Source organism: Streptomyces sp. NPDC059788 (assembly GCF_042732265.1).
Classification (GTDB): domain Bacteria; phylum Actinomycetota; class Actinomycetes; order Streptomycetales; family Streptomycetaceae; genus Streptomyces.
This window is the reverse complement of sequence record NZ_JBHWHY010000002.1, coordinates 60,358-81,264: the sequence shown is the minus strand read 5'-3', so window position 1 is coordinate 81,264 and position 20,907 is coordinate 60,358. Positions and strand designations below refer to the sequence as shown.

Genomic DNA, 20,907 nt, shown 5'->3' with positions numbered 1-20,907 from the left:
CTGTCAGCTCCAGCTGTGGCCGCAGGCCGTACACACGAACGAGATGCCGCCGTTGTCGCCCAGCACCTGCGCCACGTGGGGCGAGCCGCAGGTCGGGCACTGGAGCACGGCACCGGCCGTGTCGCGCGGGGCGGCGGGGCGGGCGGGGTGGCCGGGGCGGGAAGCATCCTCGGGCAGCGGGCCGGCGCTCCGCGCGGGGGTGGCCGCATCGAGCAGGTCGTCGACCTCCTCCAAGATGCTCGTGGGCATCGCGTTCTCTCCTCCCCTGCCGGCGCCGTCCGAATTCTGCCACGGACCGCCGACCGGGTCAGTCCCGCCGCCGCACCCGTTGTGCCAGCACACCGCCGTACCGCGCCCGGAGCACCGAGGGCGCCGCGGTCGAACGCGGACCCGCCGTACGGCCTCGCGCCGCGCGTCCCGGACGAGGTCTACCCCGGTACGCGCCGGTTCGTGCGCGCGTCCGGGTACGAAATGATCCCGCCTCCCAGAGCGGGAGACGGGATCATCCGAGGTGTGGAGCTAAGGAGAATTGAACTCCTGACCTCCTGCATGCCATGCAGGCGCTCTACCAACTGAGCTATAGCCCCGGGTCTTGTTCCGCTCCTCCGGGGTTTTCCCCGGCGGCGCCGCGAACAAGAAGAACAATAGCCTGCGACCTGCCCGGATGTGAAATCCGGTCCCCCCGGGCCCGCGGCGGGGCGGTCCGCAGGCCCCGCTCGGCGGGCCGCGGAACCGCTCAGTCGTCGTCGCCGAGCACCGGTTCGGGCAGCGTGCCGGCGTTGTGCTCCAGCAGGCGCCAGCCGCGGGCGCCCTCGCCCAGGACGGACCAGCAGCAGTTCGACAGGCCGCCCAGCCCTTCCCAGTGGTGGGACTCCAGGCCCAGCAGCCGCCCGATGGTCGTACGGATCGTGCCGCCATGGCTGACGACGACGAGGGTGCCGCCGTCGGGCAGCTTGTCGGCGCCGCGCTCCACGACGGGGGCCGCGCGGTCGGCGACCTCGGTCTCCAGTTCGCCGCCGCCGCGCCGTACGGGCTCGCCGCGCTTCCACGCCGCGTACTGCTCCCCGTACTGCGCCACGATCTCCTCGTGGGTCAGGCCCTGCCAGGAGCCCGCGTACGTCTCGCGCAGCGCTTCGTCGTGCGTGACCTCCAGACCCGTGACGGCCGCCAGCTCACGCGCCGTGGCGGCGGCCCGCCGCAGGTCGGAGGCGATGATCATGTCTGGTTCGAGGGCCGCGAGCAGGCGGGCGGCGCGCCGCGCCTGCGCCACGCCCTCGTCGGTCAGCTCGATGTCCGTCGAGCCCTGGAAGCGGCGCTCCAGATTCCACGCCGTCTGACCGTGCCGCCACAGGACTATCCGGCGGCCCCGGCCGCTCCGGGTGCCGTTCAGCTCAGGTCTCCGTCCTGCTCGGCCGACGTGGCCTCGGCGTGCGCGGCGGCCTTGCCGCGGGTGGCCTTGGCCTCCTCGGGGAGGTCCAGCTCGGGGCAGTCCTTCCAGAGGCGCTCAAGGGCGTAGAAGACGCGCTCTTCGCTGTGCTGGACGTGGATGACGATGTCCACGTAGTCGAGCAGCACCCAGCGGGCCTCGCGGTCGCCCTCGCGGCGCACCGGCTTGGCGCCCAGGTCCTTGTTCAGCCGCTCCTCGATCTCGTCGACGATCGACTTGACCTGGCGGTCGTTGGGGGCCGAGGCCAGCAGGAACGCGTCGGTGATCGAGAGCACGTCGCTGACGTCGTACGCGATGATGTCGTGCGCGAGCTTGTCGGCGGCCGCCAGCGCGGCGGCCTGGATGAGCTCGATGGAGCGGTCGGTGGCGGTCACAATCCAGCTTTCGGGATCGGTGGTCAGGTACCCACCAAGGGTCTCACGGACCACCGACACTCCCCGCTGACGCGAAAAGGGCGGGACAGGCGGCCCCCGCGCCGCCTGGCGGGACGGGTGGCCGGGCCCGGGGTTCGCGCCCTCCCCCGGCGGCCCGTGCCGCCTCCGGGCGCCCGTACGGCCTCCGAGAGGTCCCGTACCGGCCCCTGGCCCCGGTTTCCGCCCCTGCGCCCCCTCAGCCCTTGTAGTCCTGCCCCAGCACCACCGTCACGTCCGCGTTCTGCGCGGCCTTGCCCTGCTTGACCGCGCCGGCCGGCAGCCCCAGCGTCTTGGCGGCCTCCTCGGCCTTCGCCTTCTGGGCGGCGTCCGCGTACGTCACCTCGGAGGCGGGCCGGGCCGCCGCGGCGGTGCCGCCGTCGACGAACGAGTACCCGCCGTTGACCAGGGCGATCCGCGCCTTGCCGGTCGCGTCCTTCTTGCCGGTGGCGTTCTGGACGCTGATCCGCGGGGTCGAGCTGGGGTCGGTCTTCTTGACCGTGCCGCCCAGCACCTCCTTGACCACGCCGTCCGCCGCCTGCTGACTGAGCGTGCCGTCCTGCTGCACCGGCAGCAGCGTGGTCCCGTAGGCGCCGGACTTCGCCAGGTCGGCGCGCTGGGCGAGCGAGCTGCCCAGCTGCGCTTCGGTGAGCGGCGGGTCCAGGACCTGGAGCAGCGACTTCACGGTGGCCGTGGCGCCGTCCGCGTCGCTGGAGACCTTCTTCAAAGTGGCCTGCATCACCTGGCCGAAGCGCTCCAGCTGCTTGGTCTGCGGTTCGCCGGCCGCCTGGTAGGTGGCGTACGCGACGGCCGCCTGGCCGTTCAGGACCTGGGCCTTGCCCTGCTTGACGAGGGGTTCCTCACCCTTCTTGGCGGCGGGCACGGTGGCGTCGGTGTCCAGCGTGACACCGCCGGTCGTCTCGACCAGGTTCTCCAGGTACGGGGTGTCCAGCCGCCAGCTGGCCTTGATGTCGGCGCCGAAGAGGGTGTTCAGGGCTTCCCTGGTGGGGTCGATGCCCTGGTCCTTGACGGACTTGGCCAGCGTCGTGGACCCGCCGTCGTCGGTGGCGACCGCCAGGTTGTTGGGGAGCAGGACGGTGGTGCCCTTGTGGGTGCTCTCGTTGTCCACCAGGAGCGCGGTGGAGCTGTTGCCCTTGGGGTCCTTCAGGTGCACCACGAGCACGTCGCGCTTCTGTCCGGCGCCCCCGTCCTCCTTGCCCGCGTCGGCGCCCGCGAGGCCGGGCAGCTTGCCCGCCCACCACAGATAGCCGACACCGCCCAGGAGGAGCAGGACCAGCAGCACGATCAGCATGACCTTGCGGCTGCGTCCGCGCCGCTTGGCCTCCTCGCGCCGCTCGGTACGGCTCTCGGTGAACTTGAGCCAGTCGATGACGTCCTCGGAGTCCTCGGCCGGCTCCTCGATGAACGAGAACTGCTCGGTGCGGTAGTCCGGGGCCTGGTCGCCCGCGGAGCCCGGTGCGGCCCCGGGGCCCGGCGTCCGGTCGGCCGTGCCCGCCGCCCCGCCCCGCGGCGCCTGCGCGCCGGTCTCCTGAGCGGTCTGCCCGGACGGCCGGTGGTCCGGCTGGTGGTCCGGCTCCTGGTAGGAGACCTGCTCGTACGAGGGCTGCGCCGACTGCTGGGGAATCCAGCCCTGCTGCTGTTGCTGCTGGGGCTGGTGAGGCTGCTGCGGCTGGCCGTACGGGTCGTACTGCTGGGGGTTCTGGGGATGCTGCGGGTACTGCGCCTGCTGGGGCACCTGCTGGTGGCCGTACGGGTCGTACCCGTATCCCTGCTGCCCAGCGCCCTGATACCCCGCGCCCTGCTGGCCCGCCCCCTGCTGTCCCGGAATCTGCTGCCCGGCACCCGGCTGCCCGCCGTGCTGCTGCGGACCATACGGGTCGTACGGGTCGTACGGAGCCTGGCTGCCGTACGGGTCGTAGGCCACCGGCTGCCCGTACTGGTCGTACGCGGCCTGCTGCGGCGCCTCCTGGTACACGGGCCGCCCATAGGCGTCGTAGGTGTACCCCTGCTGTCCCTGCTGTCCCTGCTGGCCCTGCTGGCCCTGCTGGCCCTGGGCATACGGGTCCCGCGGCACGTACGGGTCGTGTCGGTCGTTCACCGGTGCCCCTTTCCGTGAGCCCCGTCGGCGGTCGTCGTCAGCGGCCGTCGGCAGCTGTTGTCAACTGTCAACGGCCGTCGTGGCCGGTCAGGTCCTCGCGGTACAGCTCGCGCTTGTCGATGTAGCGCACGACGCCGTCCGGCACCAGGTACCAGACCGGATCCCCCTGGGCGACGCGCGCCCGGCAGTCGGTCGAGGAGATGGCCAGGGCCGGCACCTCGACCAGGGACACCGCCCCTTCGGGAAGCCCGGGGTCGGCGAGTATGTGCCCGGGCCTGGTCACCCCGATGAAGTGGGCGAGCGAGAAGAGCTCCGGCGCGTCGTGCCAGGTCAGGATCTGGCCGAGCGCGTCGGCGCCGGTGATGAAGAAAAGGTCCGCGTCACGGTGCTGGTCGTGCAGCTCCCGCAGCGTGTCGATGGTGTACGTCTTGCCGCCGCGGTCGATGTCGATGCGGCTGACGGAGAACTGCGGATTGGACGCGGTCGCGATGACCGTCATCAGATAGCGGTCCTCGGCCGGTGAAACGGTCTTGTGGCTCTTCTGCCACGGCTCCCCCGTCGGCACGAATATGACCTCGTCGAGGTGGAACTGGCTGGCCACCTCGCTGGCGGCGACCAGGTGTCCGTGGTGGATCGGGTCGAACGTCCCGCCCATCACTCCGAGCCGCCGCTTCACGGGCCCTGTCTGCTCTCCCATGCGTGCAGACCCTACTGGGCGCAGCACGGTGCCGGGGTCCCGGTGCCCGCCCTCAGCGGTCCCGGTTGAAGCGGGTGGTGATCCAGAGCAGCAGGAGCAGGGCGATCAGCGCGCCGCCGCCCGTGACGAACGGGTTGAGGCTCTCGTGCGCGCCGCCCTCCTGACCGCCTTCGGCGAGGGTGACCAGGTGCTGTGCGGTGGTGTGCAGGCTCATCGTCGGCAGAACCAATCCGGGATGGGGTCGGACAGAGACTTCCGCCACATCGTATGCGCGAGCTCACCCGCGTCTCACGCCGACTCCGCCGGGAGGGCGTGCGGACGTCCGTCCGCGGGGCCGCGCCGGGCCGTCGGACGGGTGGGCCGGCCGGGCGGGGGCGGGGTCACTCCCGGCCGTCGTCGTTGTCCTTCCCGTAATTGCGCAGCAGGACCCACGCGAGGAACACCGCGCCGAGGACGCCGACGATCAGAACGGTGCGCAGGATCCACCCCGGCCCGTCGTTCTTCGAGGTCTCCGCCGCGGCGGCGAGCAGCACGCTCGTGTTCGGCATGACTGAAGCGCTCCCTTTGTACGGGCATGTGGGCATCTGCGGGCCCTGGTGCGCTCGCCAGCGTACGCCTGGGCATCCAAATCACTGTCAGCGGCGTCCTCTAGTCTGAGACACACGCAGTCGAACAGGGGGAGGCCCCAATGACGGAGAGCCCAGGCGGCAGCGAGCGCGTACCGGGCCGGGACCGCAGGCGGTTCCCGGGGATCTCGTCCCGCGCCTACGAGCACCCGGCGGACCGTTCCGCGCTCGTGGCCCTGCGCAAGCTGAGCGGGTTCGACACCGTCTTCAAGACGCTCAGCGGCCTGTTGCCGGAGCGCAGCCTGCGGCTGCTGTTCCTGTCGGACTCGGTGCGCGTCGGCGACCAGCAGTTCACGCATCTCAACGACATGCTGCGGGACGCCTGTTACATACTGGACCTGGAGAAGGTCCCGCCGATGTACGTGAACCAGGACCCCCAGCCGAACGCGATGTGCATCGGCCTGGACGAGCCGATCATCGTCTTGACCACCGGTCTCGTCGAGCTGCTCGACGAGGAGGAGATGCGCGCGGTCATCGGCCACGAGGTCGGCCACGCCCTGTCCGGCCACGCGGTGTACCGCACGATCCTGCTGTTCCTGACGAACCTCGCGCTGAAGGTCGCCTGGATTCCGCTGGGCAACGTCGCGATCATGGCGATCGTGACGGCGCTGCGCGAGTGGTTCCGCAAGTCGGAGCTGTCGGCGGACCGGGCCGGTCTGCTGGTCGGGCAGGACCTGCAGGCCTCCATGCGCGGCCTGATGAAGCTGGCCGGCGGCAACCACCTCCACGAGATGAACGTGGACGCCTTCCTCAAGCAGGCCGAGGAGTACGAGGCCGGCGGCGACCTGCGCGACTCCGTGCTGAAGGTGCTGAACATGCTGCCGCGCAGCCACCCCTTCACCACGGTGCGGGCGGCCGAGCTGAAGAAGTGGGCGGCCAGCCGCGACTACCAGCGCATCATGGACGGCCACTACCCGCGCAAGGACGAGGACAAGGACACCTCGGTCTCCGACTCCTTCCGCGAGTCCGCCGCCCACTACGCGGAGTCGGTGCGCACGAGCAAGGACCCGCTGATGGGCCTGGTGCGCGACATCGCCGGCGGCGCCGGCGACCTCGGCGGCAAGCTGCGGGACACGGTCTTCCGCGGCGGCTCCCGGCCCGGCGGCTCCGGTGGTACGGGTGGCTCGGGCGGTACGAACGGCTCGGACGGCTCTAACGGGTCGCAGGGGCCGGACTCGGCCGGGAAGTAGCCAGCTTCCCGCACAGCCCGGTGTTCGACCGGTCGCGGGCGTACGGGTCGGTGCCCTGCGGCCCGGTGTCCGTGGCGCGCTGCCCCGCGAGCAGCGGGCGCAGCGCGCTCGCCGCGTCGGCGGAGCAGGACATCGGCCCCGCCTGGAGGTTGCTCTGCAGCACCTCCAGGCGGTGCTCGCCCAGGTCGTCGCGGCCGACGCGGAAGCGCAGCTCCCGGCGGACGGTGAACAGCGAGGCAGCCGCGGCCTGTTGCGCCGCGCTGCCCTTGGCGGCGGCCGGGCGCACGGCGTAGGCGAAGGTGAAGTCGGCGCTGATCTCCAGCGCGTCCGAGCCGGCCTCGGTGGCCGAAAGGGTGCCGCTCACCCGTACGTTGGGATCGGCCAGCTCCACCCGCGCCGGGTCGAAGCGCAGCAGCCAGCCGGTGGCCGCGTGCCGCCCGTCGTCGGCCGGATGCGCCAGACTCCGGTCGAACTGGTCGAGTTGGCCCGGTTCGACCAGCAGCCCCACCGGCCGGACGGACCCGCCCGTCAGGGTGGCCGGGTCGATCGAGGAGCGCACGATGTAGTCCTTGGCGAGGGTCAGGGCGGAGACGACCTGGCCGTCGGAGAAGTGCTCGGTCCGTTCGACGACGGGCAGGTTGACGCCCGCCGCGCCCACGCGGTACTGCGCCGCGGGGCTACGCGCGAAGAGGTCGGCCGGTTTTCCGCCCGGTACGGCGCCGGTCGGCGCCAGCGGCACGACCGTGGACCGCAGCGGCTCCGCCGCCATCGGCTCGGGGGGCCGGTAGGGGTGGCGGACGCCCATGTAGATCGCGGTGCCGAAGGCGATGACGATGAGCAGGGCGAGGAGTACGGCCTGCCGGGCGCCGCCGAGCCGTGCCCAGGCGTGCCGGGTGCGGACGGCCCGCGCGTGGTCCTCCATGCGCTCCCTCGCCGAGTACTCCTGAAGGCGTGCAGCCCGTACGAACGATTCGTCGAAGACGACGGATCGGTATTCGTCCTCTCCGCCTCCCGCGGCGCCCTCGGGGGTCCCTTCGGGAGGGTCACCAGCACCGGCCATACCACAAGAGTAGGTCTGCGGAGGCGTCGATAAACGCCCTGGTACGGGACAAGTTCGGCGGATTCCGGGGCCCGTCCTAGCGGAGCTGCGCCCCCCGCTTGCGGCGCGCCGGGCGCGGGGGCAGCCGCCCCCGCCAACGCACCGATCCGCTCAGCACACCGGAACCGTTCAGCTCTCCGGCCCTGCTCGGCACACCGGAACCGGTCGGTTCACCAGACCCGAACAGCCCTCCGGGGCCGTGCAGCCCGGCGGAGCCGTTCAGTGCGCGCGCGGCGTGGCCGGCGCGGGCGGCGGCGTCGACTCGGCCGAAGCGGACGCCGAGGGCAGCACGCTGGAGCGGGCGGGCGGTACGCCGTCCATACCGCTGGTCGCGGGCGGTGGCGAAGGGTTCTGCGTGCGGCCGCCGGACGCGCCGCGGTAGACCGCGGAGAAGGCGAGCGCGACCAGGCCGATGCCCATGATGACGGCGAGCACCCAGGCCATCGGGCGGTGCCAGCGGACGCTGCCGCGGTACGGGCGCAGGGCCCCGCCGTACGGACCATACGGGCCGTACGGGCCGTGGGCGTCCGGGTCCTGGCCGTCCCGGCGGGCGTCGCCGGGGTCCCGGCCGAAGCGGCGGCCGGTGGTGCGCGGCCGGGCGTCCGGGTCGTCGGGGTCGGCGCCGTAGCCGGGGCGGGCGCGGGCCGCGTCGGCCTCGGCGCGGGCCTGGGCGGCGGCGAGCAACCGCTCCACCGCGGTGGGTTCGTGGAAGCGCGCGGACCGCACGAAGTCCTCGTCGAGGACCACGGCGGCGAACTCCTCGTCCGCTTCCCCGTGGCTCGGCTGACTGTGCTCGTCGGGCTCCTCGCCGTCCGGGAACGGCTTGCCCCCCACGTCGTCCGGCACCCGTCCAGACTAGCCCGGGGCGGGCGTTTTTGGGCGGGGAGCACGGGAATTCGGCCGCGGGCCGCCGCGCTCCCCGCCCGTACCGTCAGGGCACGGGGCCGTCCCCCGTGACGACATGCTTCAGGGCATGGGGCCGTCTCGCGCGCCGACGTGCTTCAGCGCGTGTGGCCGTCTCCCGTGACGATGTACTTCGTCGAGGTCAGCTCGGGCAGCCCCATCGGTCCGCGGGCGTGCAGCTTCTGCGTCGAGATGCCGATCTCGGCGCCGAACCCGAACTGACTGCCGTCGGTGAAGCGGGTGGACGCGTTGACCGCGACGGTCGTCGCGTCCACGAGCTGGGTGAAGCGGCGGGCCGCCGGCTGCGAGGTGGTGACGATCGCCTCGGTATGGCCGGAGGACCAGCGCCGGATGTGCGCCACCGCGGCGTCCAGGTCCTGCACGACGGCCGCGGCGATGTCGTACGAGAGGTACTCGGCCGCCCAGTCCTCGTCCGTGGCGGGCGCGACCAGGCCGGGGCCGGCCTGCTGCCACGCCGTGTCGCCGTGCACGATCACCCCGGCCTGGGTCAGCGCCTCCAGCGCCCGGGGCAGGAACGTCTCGGCGATGCCGGCGTGCACCAGGACCGTCTCGGCGGCGTTGCAGACGCTCGGCCGCTGGGCCTTGGAGTTGATCAGGATGTCCAGCGCCATGTCGATGTCGGCGTGCTCGTCCACGTACACATGGCAGTTGCCGGTGCCGGTCTCGATCACCGGGACCGTGGACTCCTCGACGACCGTACGGATCAGCGAGGCGCCGCCGCGCGGGATCAGCACGTCGACCAGGCCGCGCGCCCGCATCAGCTCGCGCACCGAGTCGCGGCTCTCCCCCGGCACCAGCTGCACGACGTCGGCGGGCAGGCCGACGCTCGCCACCGCGTCCCGCAGCACCTCCACGAGGGCGGTGTTCGAGGCGTAGGCGGAGGACGAGCCGCGCAGCAGCACCGCGTTGCCGGCCTTCAGGCACAGCGCGGCGGCGTCCACGGTCACGTTCGGCCGGGCCTCGTAGATGATCCCGACGACGCCCAGCGGGACGCGGATCTGCCGCAGGTCGAGGCCGTTGGGCAGCGTGGAGCCGCGCACCACCTCGCCCACCGGGTCGGGCAGCGCCACCACGTCCCGGACGTCGGCGGCCATCGCGGTGACCCGCTCCGGGGTGAGGGTGAGCCGGTCCACGAGGGACTCGCCGGTGCCCGCGGCCCGTGCCTTGGCGATGTCCCCGGCGTTGGCGGCGACGATCTCTTCGGTACGGGCCACCAGGGCGTCGGCGATGGCGAGCAGCGCGCCGTCGCGCGCGGTGCGCGGCTGCGGCGCCAGGACGGCCGCCGCCTCCTTGGCGCGCCGGGCGGTTTCGGTGACGGGTGAGGAGTGCGCTGATTCGCTGGTCATGGCGGAAAGCCTAGCCGGGCGGCGGACCGCGGCCCCGCCGTGTTCCACCTGACGGGACGCGGCGGTCCGTGGCCCGCCCGTAGACGGGTCGCCACGCGCCCGTACGGCCGCACGCCCGTACGCGTGTCAGTAGGGACGCACGCCCGCCGGAGCGGATTCAGTACGCCCGCCGGAGCGGGCCCGGTACGGACGCGCCCCCACCCCGACAGCCTCAGTACGGATGCACGCCCACCCGGGAAGCGGGCGGCGGCCCGTACCCCTCGGCAACGCGCTGGTGATAGGTCTCCCGGTCGACGACCTCCAGGCCCACGATCTCCCACGGCGGCAGCCCGGCCGTCGAGCGGTGCTCGCCCCACAGCCGCAGCGCGACCGCCGCCGCGTCGTGCAGGTCGCGGGCCTCTTCCCAGTAGCGGATCTCGGCGTGGTCGCCGGCGTAGCGGCTGGTCAGCAGGAAGGGGTGGTCGTGGGCGAGCTGTTCGAGGGCCCGCCGGACCTCCTGTACGGGGGCCTCGGCCCCCGAGACGCTGAGGGTGACGTGCCACAGGCGGGACGCCTCGCGCCGCTCGGCCGCCGGCCGCTCGGCCGCCGACGGGTCCGGCCCGGCACGGTCGTCGGATGCGGGGCCGCCGGCCGGTCCGGCGGTCCCGACGCTGGTCAGTGTGCGCTCCGCCGTCCCTCGGGGCAGCGCCCCTGAGCGCCCTCGTCTCACCGGCGGCCTCCTGTTATGCGTATCGCTCCGCTCGTACGGGGGCGGAGCCGATCGGCAGTGTCCGGCACTGCTGCGCCCAGCGCGCACTCGCGCGCGGCGGACGGCGCTCCCCTGACGCCGTCCCCGCAACAAAGTTGACCAGCCCGCGGGCCGTCGCGGGGGCATTTTCGAGAAGGTCTCCGTGGAAAGGCTGGTCTTTGGACCTTTCCCTGCCACTTGTTTTCCTGTTGTGACGGCCGTCAGTGGTGCAATACGACCAGATCGTCGCGGTGCACGACCTCGCGTTCGTACGCGGGCCCCAGCTCTCGGGCGAGGTCGCGGGTGGAGCGGCCGATCAGCCGCGGAATCTCCCGCGCGTCGAAGTTGACCAGGCCGCGCGCGACGGCGCGCCCCTCGGGGTCCCGCAGTTCGACGGGATCGCCGGCGCTGAACTCCCCTTCGACCGCGGCGATACCGGCCGGCAGCAGCGAGGAGTGCCGCTCGACCACGGCCTGCACGGCGCCCTCGTCCAGGACCAGCGCGCCGCGCGGGGTGGAGGCGTGCGCGAGCCACAGCAGCCGGTCGGCGGAGCGCCGGCCGGTGCGCAGGAAGTGGGTGCCGGTGGAGCCGCCGGCCAGCGCGTCGGCGGCGTGCACGGCGGAGGTCAGCACGACCGGGACGCCGGCCGCGGCGGCGATCCGGGCCGCCTCGACCTTGGTGACCATGCCGCCGGTGCCGACGCCGGCCCGGCCCGCGCTGCCGATCGAGATGCCCTCCAGGTCGGCCGGGCCGCGTACCTCGGCTATACGGGAGGTGCCGGGGGTGCTCGGGTCGCCGTCGTAGAGCCCGTCCACGTCCGAGAGCAGCACGAGCAGGTCGGCCCGTACGAGGTGGGCGACCAGGGCGGCGAGCCGGTCGTTGTCGCCGAAGCGGATCTCGTCGGTGGCGACGGTGTCGTTCTCGTTGACGATCGGCACGGCGCCCATGGCCAGCAGCTGGTCCAGGGTGCGGTAGGCGTTGCGGTAGTGGGCGCGGCGGCTGGTGTCGTCCGAGGTGAGCAGGACCTGGCCGACGCGGCGGCCGTAGCGCGCGAAGGAGGCGGTGTAGCGGGCGACCAGCAGGCCCTGGCCGACGCTGGCGGCGGCCTGCTGCCGGGCCAGGTCGCGCGGGCGCCGGTCGAGGCCCAGCGGCGCCAGGCCGGCCGCGATGGCACCGGAGGAGACCAGCACGATCTCCTTGTCCTGGTGCTTGGCCAGCACGTCCACCAGGGCGTCCACCCGGTCGGCGTCCAGGCCGCCGCTCGCCGTGGTCAGCGAGGACGAACCGACCTTGACCACGATCCTGCGGGCGTCCGTCACGTCCTGCCTTGCGCCTGCCACTGCCTACCCCTGTGCTCGCCTGTGCACCGCCGCGTACGGGACGGCTCCGTGTACGGGACGGTCCCCCTACGGGACGTCTCCGTGTGCGGAGCTTCCGTACGGGTGTTTTCCGTACCACCGCAATCTACGGCAGGGGAACCGGCGGATGCCCGCCGGTTTCCCGTGCCGTCGGCTGTGCGCCGGGCGGCGACTAGAACGGACGGAAGTCCTGGTACTCGTCCTCCGCCTCGTCCCGCGCCGCCTCGCGGTCGCGGCGGCGCTGCGCGGCGGGCCGCGGCGCCTCCATGCGGTGGTCCTCGCCGCGGCGGCCGAGCATCTCGGCGCCCGCCGCCATCATCGGCTCCCAGTCGAAGACGACCGCGTTGTCCTCGGGGCCGATCGCGATGCCGTCGCCGGCGTGCGCGCCGGCCTTGCGCAGCTCGTCCTCGACGCCGAGTCGGTTGAGACGGTCGGCGAGGTAGCCGACGGCCTCGTCGTTGTTGAAGTCCGTCTGGCGCACCCAGCGCTCGGGCTTCTCGCCCCGTACGCGGAAGAAGCCCTCGCCCTCCGGCGTGACCGTGAAGCCCGCGTCGTCCACGGCCTTCGGGCGGATGACGATGCGGGTGGCTTCCTGTACGGGCTTGGCGGCGCGGGCCTCGGCGACGATGCCGGCCAGCGCGTACGACAGCTCCTTGAGGCCGGTGCGCGCGACGGCCGAGACCTCGAAGACGCGGTAGCCGCGCTCCTCCAGGTCGGGGCGGATCATGTCGGCGAGGTCCTGCCCGTCCGGGATGTCGATCTTGTTGAGGACGACCACCCGCGGCCGGTCGTCCAGGCCGCCGTACTGGGCCAGCTCCGCCTCGATGATGTCGAGGTCGGAGACCGGGTCGCGGTCGGACTCCAGGGTCGCGGTGTCCAGGACGTGCACCAGCACCTCGCAGCGCTCGACGTGCCGCAGGAACTCCAGGCCCAGGCCCTTGCCCTGGCTGGCGCCGGGGATCAGGCCGGGCACGTCCGCGATGGTGTAGACGGTCGAACCGGCCGTCACCACACCGAGGTTGGGCACCAGGGTGGTGAAGGGGTAGTCGGCGATCTTCGGCTTGGCGGCCGAGAGCACCGAGATCAGCGAGGACTTGCCGGCGCTCGGGTAGCCGACCAGCGCGACGTCCGCGACGGTCTTGAGCTCCAGCACGATGTCGCGGGCCTCGCCGGGCTCGCCGAGCAGCGCGAAGCCGGGGGCCTTGCGGCGGGCGGAGGCCAGCGCGGCGTTGCCGAGGCCGCCGCGGCCGCCCTGCCCCGCGACGAAGGTGGTGCCCTGGCCGACCAGGTCGGCGAGCACGTTGCCCGCGCGGTCCAGGACGACGGTGCCGTCCGGGACGGGCAGGACGAGGTCCTGGCCGTTCTTGCCGGCGCGGTGGTCGCCGGCGCCGGGCTGGCCGTTGGTGGCCTTGCGGTGCGGGTGGTGGTGGTATTCGAGGAGCGTGGTGACGTCCTGGTCGACGACCAGGGTCACATCGCCGCCGCGGCCGCCGTTGCCGCCGTCCGGGCCGCCGAGCGGCTTGAACTTCTCGCGCATCACGGAGGCCACGCCGTGGCCTCCGTTACCCGCGGCGACGTGCAGCTCGACGCGGTCCACGAAGGTGGTCATGGTGGGGATGCCTCCAGATACGACGGGAATGTCTCTGTACTAACACGCCAAGGGCGGACCGGCCTTCCCGCGTACTGCGGGGAGAGGCGGTCCGCCCTCGGATGTGGTGCTGCTGAGCTATCGCTCGATGCTGAGGTGGTGGGTCACTCAGCGATCGGGACGATGTTCACGACCTTGCGGCCACGGTGGGTGCCGAACTGCACCGCACCCTCGGCCAGGGCGAACAGGGTGTCGTCGCCGCCGCGGCCGACGCCCGTGCCCGGGTGGAAGTGGGTGCCGCGCTGGCGGACCAGGATCTCACCGGCGAGGACGGCCTGACCGCCGAAGCGCTTCACGCCGAGCCGCTGAGCGTTGGAATCGCGACCGTTCCGAGTGGACGATGCGCCCTTCTTGTGTGCCATGTCTCCTCAGTCCCTTACTTCGCCGGAGCGTCGATGCCGGTGATCTTCAGCGCCGTGTGCAGCTGGCGGTGGCCGATCCGCTTCTTGTAACCGGTCTTGTTCTTGTACTTCTGGATCCGGATCTTGTCGCCCTTGTGGTGGTCGACAACCTCGGCCTGAACCTTCACGCCGGCCAGGACCCACGGGTCGCTGGTGACCGCGTCACCGTCGACGACCAGCAGCGTGGAGAGCTCGACGGTCTCGCCGACCTTGCTGGTGGAAATGCGGTCTACCTCGATGACGTCACCGACAGCAACCTTCTGCTGCCGGCCGCCGGTGCGCACGATCGCGTACACGCGGAACTCTCTCTCGCTAGGAACGGGACCTCTGATGCCAGCCGCTCACACGGGTTCGTGACGATCCCGTGGAATCCGAGTGGACGAGCGGCCTCTCCCGGCGGACCGGGAGGTGTTTGCTCAGGGGTTTGGCGCGCTACAGACGCCGGTGGTCAAGGTTACGGGGCCTTGACCGGGGGGTCAAACCGGCCCCGGGCCGCGCACGGCCCGGGGACACGGTCCGGCCGGTTCAGTCCTCCGTCGAAGCCGACACCGACGCGGCCGGGGCCTGCTCGGCGGCAGCGGTCTTCTTGGCCGCCGCCTTCTTCGTCGTGGTCTTCTTCGCGGTGGTCTTCTTGGTGGTGGCCTTCTTGGCGGGAGCCTTCTCCGCCGTGGCCTTCTTGGCGGTGGTCTTCTTCGCCGCCGTCTTCTTGGCCGTGGTCGCCTTCTTGGCCGCGGTCTTCTTGGCAGGCGCCTTCTTGGCCGCCTTCTTCGCCGCGGTCTTCTTGGCGGGCGCCTCCTCGGCGGCCTCCTCGGCAACCTCGGCGGCGTCCGTGCTCACGGCCTCGTCCGCCGGGGCGGCGTCCGTGGGCGCGGCGGCGTCGACGGTCGCCTCGACGACCGGCTCGGCGGCCGGTTCGGCGACGGGCTCGGGCGCGGCTTCGGCCACCGGAGCGTCCTCGGCGGCCTTGGGCGAGCCCGCCGGAGCGGACGCCTTACGGGTCGCACGACGGCGCGGCCTGGCCGGCGCGGGCTCCGCGGCCGGTGCCGGCGCCTCGGCGGGCTCCGGCTCGGGGGCCGGTGCCGGCGCGGGCTCGGACTCCACCACGATCGCAGCGGCCTCGGAGGCCTTGGGCGCGCCCGCCGGGGCGGACACCTTGCGGCTGGCGCGACGACGGCCGCGGCCGCGTACGCCACCGGCTGCCGCCTCGGCCTCCGCCGCGCTGCCGAACCACTCGTCGGTGTCGGCCACCGCGGGCTGCAGCTCGGCCTCGGTCACCGCGACCGGCTCCAGCTCCGGGTGCTCGTCGGCCCGCGCGGTCTCCGCGTCCTGCCGCTCGTCGTGGTGCTGGTGGTCGTGCTGCTGGTGGTCCTGGCCGGAGCCGCCGGACTTGCCCTTCTTCTTGCGCTTGCCGCCACCGCCGCCACCGGCCGTGGACGGCTGGTCCATGTGGACGATGACGCCGCGGCCGTTGCAGTGCACGCACGGCTCGGAGAAGGACTCCAGCAGGCCCTGGCCGACCCGCTTACGGGTCATCTGGACCAGGCCCAGCGAGGTGACCTCGGCGACCTGGTGCTTCGTGCGGTCGCGGCCCAGGCACTCCAGCATCCGCCGCAGCACCAGATCCCGGTTGGACTCCAGCACCATGTCGATGAAGTCGATGACGACGATGCCGCCCAGGTCGCGCAGCCGCAGCTGGCGCACGATCTCCTCGGCCGCCTCCAGGTTGTTCCTGGTGACGGTCTCTTCGAGGTTGCCGCCCTGGCCGGTGAACTTGCCGGTGTTGACGTCGATGACCACCATGGCCTCGGTCTTGTCGATCACCAGCGAACCGCCGGAGGGCAGCCAGACCTTGCGGTCCAGCGCCTTCATCAGCTGCTCGTCGATGCGGTACGTCGCGAAGACGTCGACGTCCGAGGTCCACTTCTGGAGGCGGTCGGCCAGGTCCGGCGCCACGTGCGAGACATAGCCGTGGATGGTCTCCCAGGCCTCGTCACCGCTGACGATGACCTTGGAGAAGTCCTCGTTGAAGATGTCGCGGACGACCCGGACGGTCATGTCGGGCTCGCCGTACAGCAGGCTCGGCGAGCTGGTGGAGCCCGCCTTGGCCTTCTTCTGGATGTCCTCCCACTGCGCCTGCAGGCGCTCCACGTCGCGGCGCAGCTCGTCCTCGCTGGCGCCCTCGGCGGCGGTACGGACGATGACGCCCGCGTCCTCGGGGACGATCTTCTTCAGGATCTGCTTCAGCCGCGCCCGCTCGGTGTCCGGCAGCTTGCGGCTGATGCCGGTCATCGAGCCCTCGGGCACGTAGACCAGGTAGCGGCCGGGCAGCGAGACCTGGCTGGTCAGGCGGGCGCCCTTGTGGCCGATCGGGTCCTTGGTGACCTGCACCAGCACGGACTGGCCGGACTTCAGCGCGGTCTCGATGCGGCGCGGCCCGTTGGCCATGCCGAGCGCCTCGAAGTTGACCTCGCCCGCGTACAGCACGGCGTTGCGGCCCTTGCCGATGTCGACGAAGGCGGCCTCCATCGAGGGCAGGACGTTCTGCACCTTGCCGAGGTAGACGTTGCCGACGTACGACGTCGCCTGCTCCTTGTTGACGAAGTGCTCGACGAGCACGTCGTCCTCCAGGACGCCGATCTGGGTGCGCTCGCCGCTCTGGCGGACGACCATGACGCGCTCGACGGCCTCGCGGCGCGCCAGGAACTCCGCCTCGGTGATGATCGGCACCCGGCGGCGGCCCTGCTCGCGGCCCTCGCGGCGGCGCTGCTTCTTGGCCTCCAGACGCGTCGAGCCCTTGATGGACTGGACCTCGTCGGACGGCTCGTCCTTCTTGCGCGGCTCGCGGACCTTGACGACCGTACGCTCCGGGTCGTCGCCGCCCTGGGCGGCGTCCCCGTCGCCGAGGTCACCGCTGCGGCGCCGGCGGCGACGGCGCCGGCGGCTGCTGCTGGAGCCGCCGCCCTGCTGCTCGTCGTCCTCCTCGGCGGGCGCGCCCTGCTCGGCCTGCTCCTCCTCGGCGGCGGGCTGCCCGGCGTCGGGCTGCCGGACCTCGCCGGTCTGCTCGTCGCTGCCGTCGGCGGCCTCACCGCGACGACGGCGGCGGCCACCTCGACGACGGCGGCGCGAGGGGCGGTCGCCCGACTCGTCGTCGCCCTGCGCGGCCTCGCCACGCTCGTCGTCGGTGTCGTCCTCGGTGTCGTCCTCGTCCTGCGCGTCCTGCGCGGCCTGGACGTCCTGGGCCGGCGTCTGCTCGGCGGAGACGGCCTGCTGCTGCTCGGCGTCGGCGGCGCGGTCGCCCCGGCGGCGACGGCGGCGGCCACCGGCCGCGGGCTGCTCGTCCTGCTCGGCGGCGGGCTCCTCGGCGGCCTGCTCGGCGGCGGCTGCCGCGGCGGCAGCGGCGGTCTCCGGGGTCTGGAACATCGGCTCGGTGAAGACCGGCGCCTGGAACACGGCCGTCGGCGCGCGACGCTCGCGGCGGCGGGAGCCTCGGACGGGCTCCTCCGGCGCGGCCTCGGCCTCGGCGCGCGGCTGCTCGGCGGCGGGCTGCTCCGGCTGCGCGGCCTCGGCAGCGCGGTCGCTCCGGCGGCGCGCGCGGCGGCGCGGCGCGTCACCGGCCGTGGCGGCGGGCTGCTCGTCGGCCGGGGTCCCGGCAGCGGCGGCCGGGGCGCTCTCCGCGGCGTCGCCCGCCTGCGGGGAGCCCGCGGAGGCGGTGGCCTTACGGGTGGCACGGCGGCGCGTACGGGCAGGCTTGGTGTCCTCGGCGGGTGCGGCCGGGGTCTCCTCGGGCGCCGGGGCCGCGGCGGCCTCCGCGCTCTCGTCGGTCTCCTCGGCCTCGTCCTCGGCCGGTGCCGGTGCCGGGGCAGCCGCGGCCGGCTGCTCGGCGGCCTGCGGGGAGCCCGCGGGGGCCGTGGCCTTACGGGTGGCACGGCGGCGCGTACGGGCAGGCTTGGCGTCGTCGGACGCGGGCTGTGCCGGTGTGGCGGGCTGCTCCGCGGCGGGCTCGGTGTCCTCGTCGGCGGAGGCGGCCTGCGGCGCCGGTGCGGCAGGCGCGGCCGCGGGCGCCTCGGCGGCGGGCGAGCCGGCCGGTGCGGAGGCGCGGCGGGTGGCGCGGCGGCGGGGGCGGGCGCTCGGCGCCGCGTCCTCGGTGGCCTGCTGCGTCTCCTGCGGGGCCGGGGTGGCGGCCGGTACCTCGGGGGCGGTCTCCACGGCCTCGGCGGCCTGCGGGGAGCCCGTGGGAGCGGTGGCCTTACGGGTGGCACGGCGGCGCGTGCGCGCCGGCTTGGCGTCGTCGCCGGAGACGACCGTGGAGGCGTCGGCCGGGTCGTCCTGTGCGGCGCCCGCGGCCTTGGTGCCGTTCGCCGCGGCGCCGCTGTCGGCGGTCACCGCGGACTCGGTGGCAGCGCTCGCCGCCGAGGGCGGGCCGGCCGGCCGGGAGGCGGCGCGGCGCCGACGGCGCGGCGGCAGCGTGTCGCTGGGGGTGCTGCCCTCGGAGGACTGCTCCGCAGGGCCGCCGGGTTCGTTGGGCTCAATGGGTTCGAGCATTCGGGCGGTTCTCCCGTCACGCTCCCGGGCGCCGCGCCTTGTTCCGGACGCGGCCCGCGTGTAGTGCGCGGTGCCGCCCTCCGGGGCGCGGGCGCCGCACGGGAGCTGTCGTCTCGCTCGCCGGGTCCTTATGTCGAGGACCGGCGAAAGTCTGCTGGTCAGTGCGCCTGCCGGACCGGGGTGGCTCCCTGGTTGGTCGGCGACGCGACGACGGCGATCCTGAGCAGGACCGTCCGGCGCCTCGCGGCGCTCAGCCGGCGGCCGTTGTCGTGCCGGCCTCGGCAGCGTCGCGGTCGGGCGCGAGCGGGTCGGTCACCGCGCCGGTCTCCTCATCGAGCAGCCCCTGCGCCAGCCTGGTCACCGCTGCGGGGACCGGCGGCGCCAGGTCGGCCGTAGCTCGGAGGCCGGACAGGACGTCGTCGGGTCGTACGGCAGGTGTCAAATGCCGAACAACCAGCCGCAGTATCGCACAGGCTTTGCCGTCCGGCCTATCGCCCTCGAAGGCGGCGGCTTCGAGGCGGGCGACCGCGGCCCGCGCGTCGAAGGTCCGCATACCGTTCTTCGTACGGCGTTCGACCTGCACTTCCTCGGCGGCGAGGAAGGCCTCGACGGCCTTCGCCGCCTCGTCGGGCGCGACGCCGTCGAGCCGCAGCTCCCACACCGAGGCCTGGAGCCGGTCGGCGAGCCCGGAGGTGTGGGCCTCCACCGCGTCGGTGATGTCCAGACCGGCGGGCAGCGACACGTCCAGCAGTTCGCGGAGCATGGCCGGGTCGCGGCGCTCGGCGAGCTGGATCTCCAGGTACTCGGCCTCGCTGCCGGTACCGGTCGGCGCGGCGTTGGCGTACGACACCTTGGGGTGCGGGGTGAAGCCCGCCGAATAGGCCATGGGGACCTCGGCGCGGCGCAGCGCCCGCTCGAAAGCGCGCTGGAAGTCGCGGTGGCTGGTGAACCGGAGGCGGCCGCGCTTGGTGTAGCGCAGTCGGATGCGCTGCACCGCCGGTGCGGGCGGCGGGCCTTCGGGCTGTCGCTTGCCCAGTGTTACTTCTCCTTGGTATGAGGGCGCTGCCGGACGTCACCCCGCGCGGGGCGGGGATGGTCCCGGATGACACCTATCCGGCGTCGCCCGGTCCGGGCCCCCGCGAGGGCGGGGACACATCGCGCCCGGACGTCTTACCTAGAGTACGTGCCTGCGGTACGGCCGGTTCCCGCCGGGGCTCCGGCACCACGGCGCGCTCGGGCGTCCGCGGTGCCCCGAACAGGGCCCGCCGGATCTCCCCGCGGGTCTGGCGTACGGACTGCCGGGCGGCGGCCAGCGCGCGGCGCACGGACCGGCCCGCCACCCGTACCGCGCCCCGCACCGGGCGCCACAGGCCGTCGCGCACGGCATGGCCCAGCGGGGTGAGGACCGTGCGGTACACCCAGCGGAACGGCTCGACGAAGATCCACCGCAGGAGTGTGCCGAGGAAGCGGCCGACGGCCCGGGAGACGTGCCCGGCCACCCGCCAGCAGTGCGCGAACGCCGCGCCGGTCTCGCGCGCCAGGACGGTCGCCGCGGCGCCGACCGCCCGGCCCACGGGGGCGAGGACGTACCGCCACACCGCGACGGCCGGCACGACGACCGTCCACCGTACGAGTGCGGCGGCGACGGCCACGATGCCGCGGGCCAGCCAGGCGATACCGTGCCCGACCGGCGTCAGTACGTGGCGGTGGAGCCACTGGGCGGGCAGCACGATCAGGTGACGGCCGAGCCAGGCCATGCCCGCGCCGAGCCCGCGGGCCAGCCGGGCGAGGCCGCCGCCCAGCCACGCGAAGGCGTGTCCCACCGGGGTGAGCACCCAGCGGTACAGCCAGAGCGCAGGAACCACGATCAGGTACCGGACCAGCCAGGCCACGGCCACGCCGGTGCCCACGCCGAGGGGCACCAGGACGTACCGCCACAGAGCGGCCCACGGCCAGTAGAAGAGCGCCTTGGCCAGCCAGGCCAGTGCCGTACCGAAGGCCCGTGCCGTCCAGGCGATGCCGTGCCCGACCGGTGTGAGGAACCATCGGTACACCCAGGTCAGGGGCACGACGACCAGGGCGTGTCCCAGCCGGGCGAGGCCGCGGCCCACCGGGCGCAGCACCCCACGGTGCAGGGCCCGGCCGCAGCCTGCGAGGACGTCCCAGACCATCCGTACCGGCACCACGAGCACCAGTACGACGATGCGCACCGGCATCCGGACCAGCCGGGTCAGACAGCCCTCCCCCGGTGCGTAGCGGTCGGGCACCCGGTGCCCTTCGCGCCTCTTGGACGGCTCGTGCCCCTTGGGCAGCTCATGCCCCTTGGCCAGTGAAGGACCGTCGGTGGGCTCCATGCGGCTTCTTCCCCCTCGC

19 protein-coding genes and 1 tRNA gene are annotated in these 20,907 nt (G+C 73.4%); 1 reads left to right on the top strand and 19 read right to left on the bottom strand.

Features of this window, described 5'->3' with window-relative positions; translation table 11 throughout:
- Positions 1-3: 3 nt before the first annotated feature.
- The 8 genes from ACFV57_RS02225 to ACFV57_RS02190 form a co-directional block, all read right to left on the bottom strand.
- Positions 4-249: a hypothetical protein gene (locus ACFV57_RS02225; RefSeq protein ID WP_385224745.1), complete on the bottom strand. Its 246-nt coding sequence runs from the start codon at positions 247-249 to the stop codon at positions 4-6.
- Positions 250-514: 265 nt separating this feature from the next.
- Positions 515-587, bottom strand: a tRNA-Ala gene (locus tag ACFV57_RS02220).
- A 149-nt stretch (positions 588-736) separates the two neighbouring features.
- Positions 737-1,390 carry a histidine phosphatase family protein gene (locus ACFV57_RS02215; protein WP_385225130.1) on the bottom strand — a complete coding sequence of 218 codons (654 nt, stop codon included), beginning with the start codon at positions 1,388-1,390 and terminating at the stop codon, positions 737-739.
- Positions 1,387-1,821, bottom strand: coding sequence for a ribosome silencing factor (gene rsfS / locus ACFV57_RS02210; protein ID WP_385225128.1), 435 nt, complete (start codon positions 1,819-1,821; stop codon positions 1,387-1,389). Before rsfS ends, ACFV57_RS02215 begins: the two co-directional genes overlap by 4 nt.
- 235 nt (positions 1,822-2,056) lie before the next feature.
- Positions 2,057-3,976 (bottom strand): LytR C-terminal domain-containing protein, encoded by a 1,920-nt coding sequence (locus ACFV57_RS02205; protein ID WP_385224743.1) that lies wholly within the window; start codon positions 3,974-3,976, stop codon positions 2,057-2,059.
- A 67-nt stretch (positions 3,977-4,043) separates the two neighbouring features.
- Entirely contained in the window at positions 4,044-4,673 is a 630-nt protein-coding gene (gene nadD, locus ACFV57_RS02200; protein WP_385224742.1) for a nicotinate-nucleotide adenylyltransferase, read from the bottom strand.
- A gap of 52 nt (positions 4,674-4,725) precedes the next feature.
- A complete protein-coding gene (locus ACFV57_RS02195) occupies positions 4,726-4,887 on the bottom strand; it encodes a hypothetical protein (RefSeq protein ID WP_031001894.1) in 162 nt (53 codons plus the stop codon).
- 166 nt (positions 4,888-5,053) lie between these two features.
- Positions 5,054-5,221 carry a hypothetical protein gene (locus ACFV57_RS02190; protein WP_385224740.1) on the bottom strand — a complete coding sequence of 56 codons (168 nt, stop codon included), beginning with the start codon at positions 5,219-5,221 and terminating at the stop codon, positions 5,054-5,056.
- 140 nt (positions 5,222-5,361) lie between these two features.
- On the opposite strand from ACFV57_RS02190, the gene ACFV57_RS02185 reads away from it, so the two are divergent.
- On the top strand, positions 5,362-6,489 hold the full coding sequence (locus ACFV57_RS02185; protein ID WP_385224738.1) for a M48 family metallopeptidase: 1,128 nt from the start codon (positions 5,362-5,364) through the stop codon (positions 6,487-6,489).
- Here the strand turns inward: ACFV57_RS02185 and ACFV57_RS02180 are convergent.
- From ACFV57_RS02180 to ACFV57_RS02130, 11 genes are all read right to left on the bottom strand, one after another.
- Complete coding sequence (locus tag ACFV57_RS02180; RefSeq protein WP_385224736.1) at positions 6,452-7,549, bottom strand: hypothetical protein; 1,098 nt, start codon at positions 7,547-7,549, stop codon at positions 6,452-6,454. The genes ACFV57_RS02185 and ACFV57_RS02180 overlap by 38 nt on opposite strands.
- Positions 7,550-7,807: 258 nt before the next feature.
- Entirely contained in the window at positions 7,808-8,434 is a 627-nt protein-coding gene (locus tag ACFV57_RS02175) for a hypothetical protein (protein WP_385224734.1), read from the bottom strand.
- A gap of 155 nt (positions 8,435-8,589) precedes the next feature.
- A complete protein-coding gene (locus tag ACFV57_RS02170; protein WP_385224732.1) occupies positions 8,590-9,858 on the bottom strand; it encodes a glutamate-5-semialdehyde dehydrogenase in 1,269 nt (422 codons plus the stop codon).
- Positions 9,859-10,069: 211 nt separating this feature from the next.
- Entirely contained in the window at positions 10,070-10,567 is a 498-nt protein-coding gene (locus tag ACFV57_RS02165) for a hypothetical protein (RefSeq protein ID WP_385224731.1), read from the bottom strand.
- A gap of 239 nt (positions 10,568-10,806) precedes the next feature.
- Positions 10,807-11,925: a glutamate 5-kinase gene (gene proB / locus ACFV57_RS02160; protein WP_385224729.1), complete on the bottom strand. Its 1,119-nt coding sequence runs from the start codon at positions 11,923-11,925 to the stop codon at positions 10,807-10,809.
- A gap of 190 nt (positions 11,926-12,115) precedes the next feature.
- Positions 12,116-13,552, bottom strand: coding sequence for a GTPase ObgE (gene obgE / locus ACFV57_RS02155; RefSeq protein WP_385224727.1), 1,437 nt, complete (start codon positions 13,550-13,552; stop codon positions 12,116-12,118).
- A gap of 143 nt (positions 13,553-13,695) precedes the next feature.
- Positions 13,696-13,953 carry a 50S ribosomal protein L27 gene (gene rpmA / locus ACFV57_RS02150; RefSeq protein WP_030020524.1) on the bottom strand — a complete coding sequence of 86 codons (258 nt, stop codon included), beginning with the start codon at positions 13,951-13,953 and terminating at the stop codon, positions 13,696-13,698.
- Positions 13,954-13,967: 14 nt separating this feature from the next.
- Positions 13,968-14,288, bottom strand: a complete 321-nt coding sequence (gene rplU, locus ACFV57_RS02145; protein ID WP_351476150.1) for a 50S ribosomal protein L21 — start codon at positions 14,286-14,288, stop codon at positions 13,968-13,970.
- Between the two features lie 229 nt (positions 14,289-14,517).
- Positions 14,518-18,534 carry a ribonuclease E/G gene (locus ACFV57_RS02140; RefSeq protein ID WP_385224725.1) on the bottom strand — a complete coding sequence of 1,339 codons (4,017 nt, stop codon included), beginning with the start codon at positions 18,532-18,534 and terminating at the stop codon, positions 14,518-14,520.
- 250 nt (positions 18,535-18,784) lie between these two features.
- Positions 18,785-19,528 (bottom strand): TIGR03936 family radical SAM-associated protein, encoded by a 744-nt coding sequence (locus ACFV57_RS02135; RefSeq protein WP_385224723.1) that lies wholly within the window; start codon positions 19,526-19,528, stop codon positions 18,785-18,787.
- 115 nt (positions 19,529-19,643) lie between these two features.
- A complete protein-coding gene (locus ACFV57_RS02130) occupies positions 19,644-20,888 on the bottom strand; it encodes a hypothetical protein (RefSeq protein ID WP_385224721.1) in 1,245 nt (414 codons plus the stop codon).
- Positions 20,889-20,907: the final 19 nt, after the last annotated feature.

Bases quoted from the DNA above. Each gene is read 5' to 3' on its own strand.
- ACFV57_RS02180 (WP_385224736.1), bottom strand. From the start codon at position 7,549: ATGGCCGGTGCTGGTGACCCTCCCGAAGGGACCCCCGAGGGCGCCGCG.
- ACFV57_RS02140 (WP_385224725.1), bottom strand. From the start codon at position 18,534: ATGCTCGAACCCATTGAGCCCAACGAACCCGGCGGCCCTGCGGAGCAG.
- obgE (WP_385224727.1), bottom strand. From the start codon at position 13,552: ATGACCACCTTCGTGGACCGCGTCGAGCTGCACGTCGCCGCGGGTAAC.
- ACFV57_RS02130 (WP_385224721.1), bottom strand. From the start codon at position 20,888: ATGGAGCCCACCGACGGTCCTTCACTGGCCAAGGGGCATGAGCTGCCC.
- ACFV57_RS02195 (WP_031001894.1), bottom strand. From the start codon at position 4,887: ATGAGCCTGCACACCACCGCACAGCACCTGGTCACCCTCGCCGAAGGC.
- ACFV57_RS02190 (WP_385224740.1), bottom strand. From the start codon at position 5,221: ATGCCGAACACGAGCGTGCTGCTCGCCGCCGCGGCGGAGACCTCGAAG.
- rpmA (WP_030020524.1), bottom strand. From the start codon at position 13,953: ATGGCACACAAGAAGGGCGCATCGTCCACTCGGAACGGTCGCGATTCC.
- ACFV57_RS02185 (WP_385224738.1), top strand. From the start codon at position 5,362: ATGACGGAGAGCCCAGGCGGCAGCGAGCGCGTACCGGGCCGGGACCGC.
- ACFV57_RS02225 (WP_385224745.1), bottom strand. From the start codon at position 249: ATGCCCACGAGCATCTTGGAGGAGGTCGACGACCTGCTCGATGCGGCC.
- ACFV57_RS02170 (WP_385224732.1), bottom strand. From the start codon at position 9,858: ATGACCAGCGAATCAGCGCACTCCTCACCCGTCACCGAAACCGCCCGG.
- nadD (WP_385224742.1), bottom strand. From the start codon at position 4,673: ATGGGAGAGCAGACAGGGCCCGTGAAGCGGCGGCTCGGAGTGATGGGC.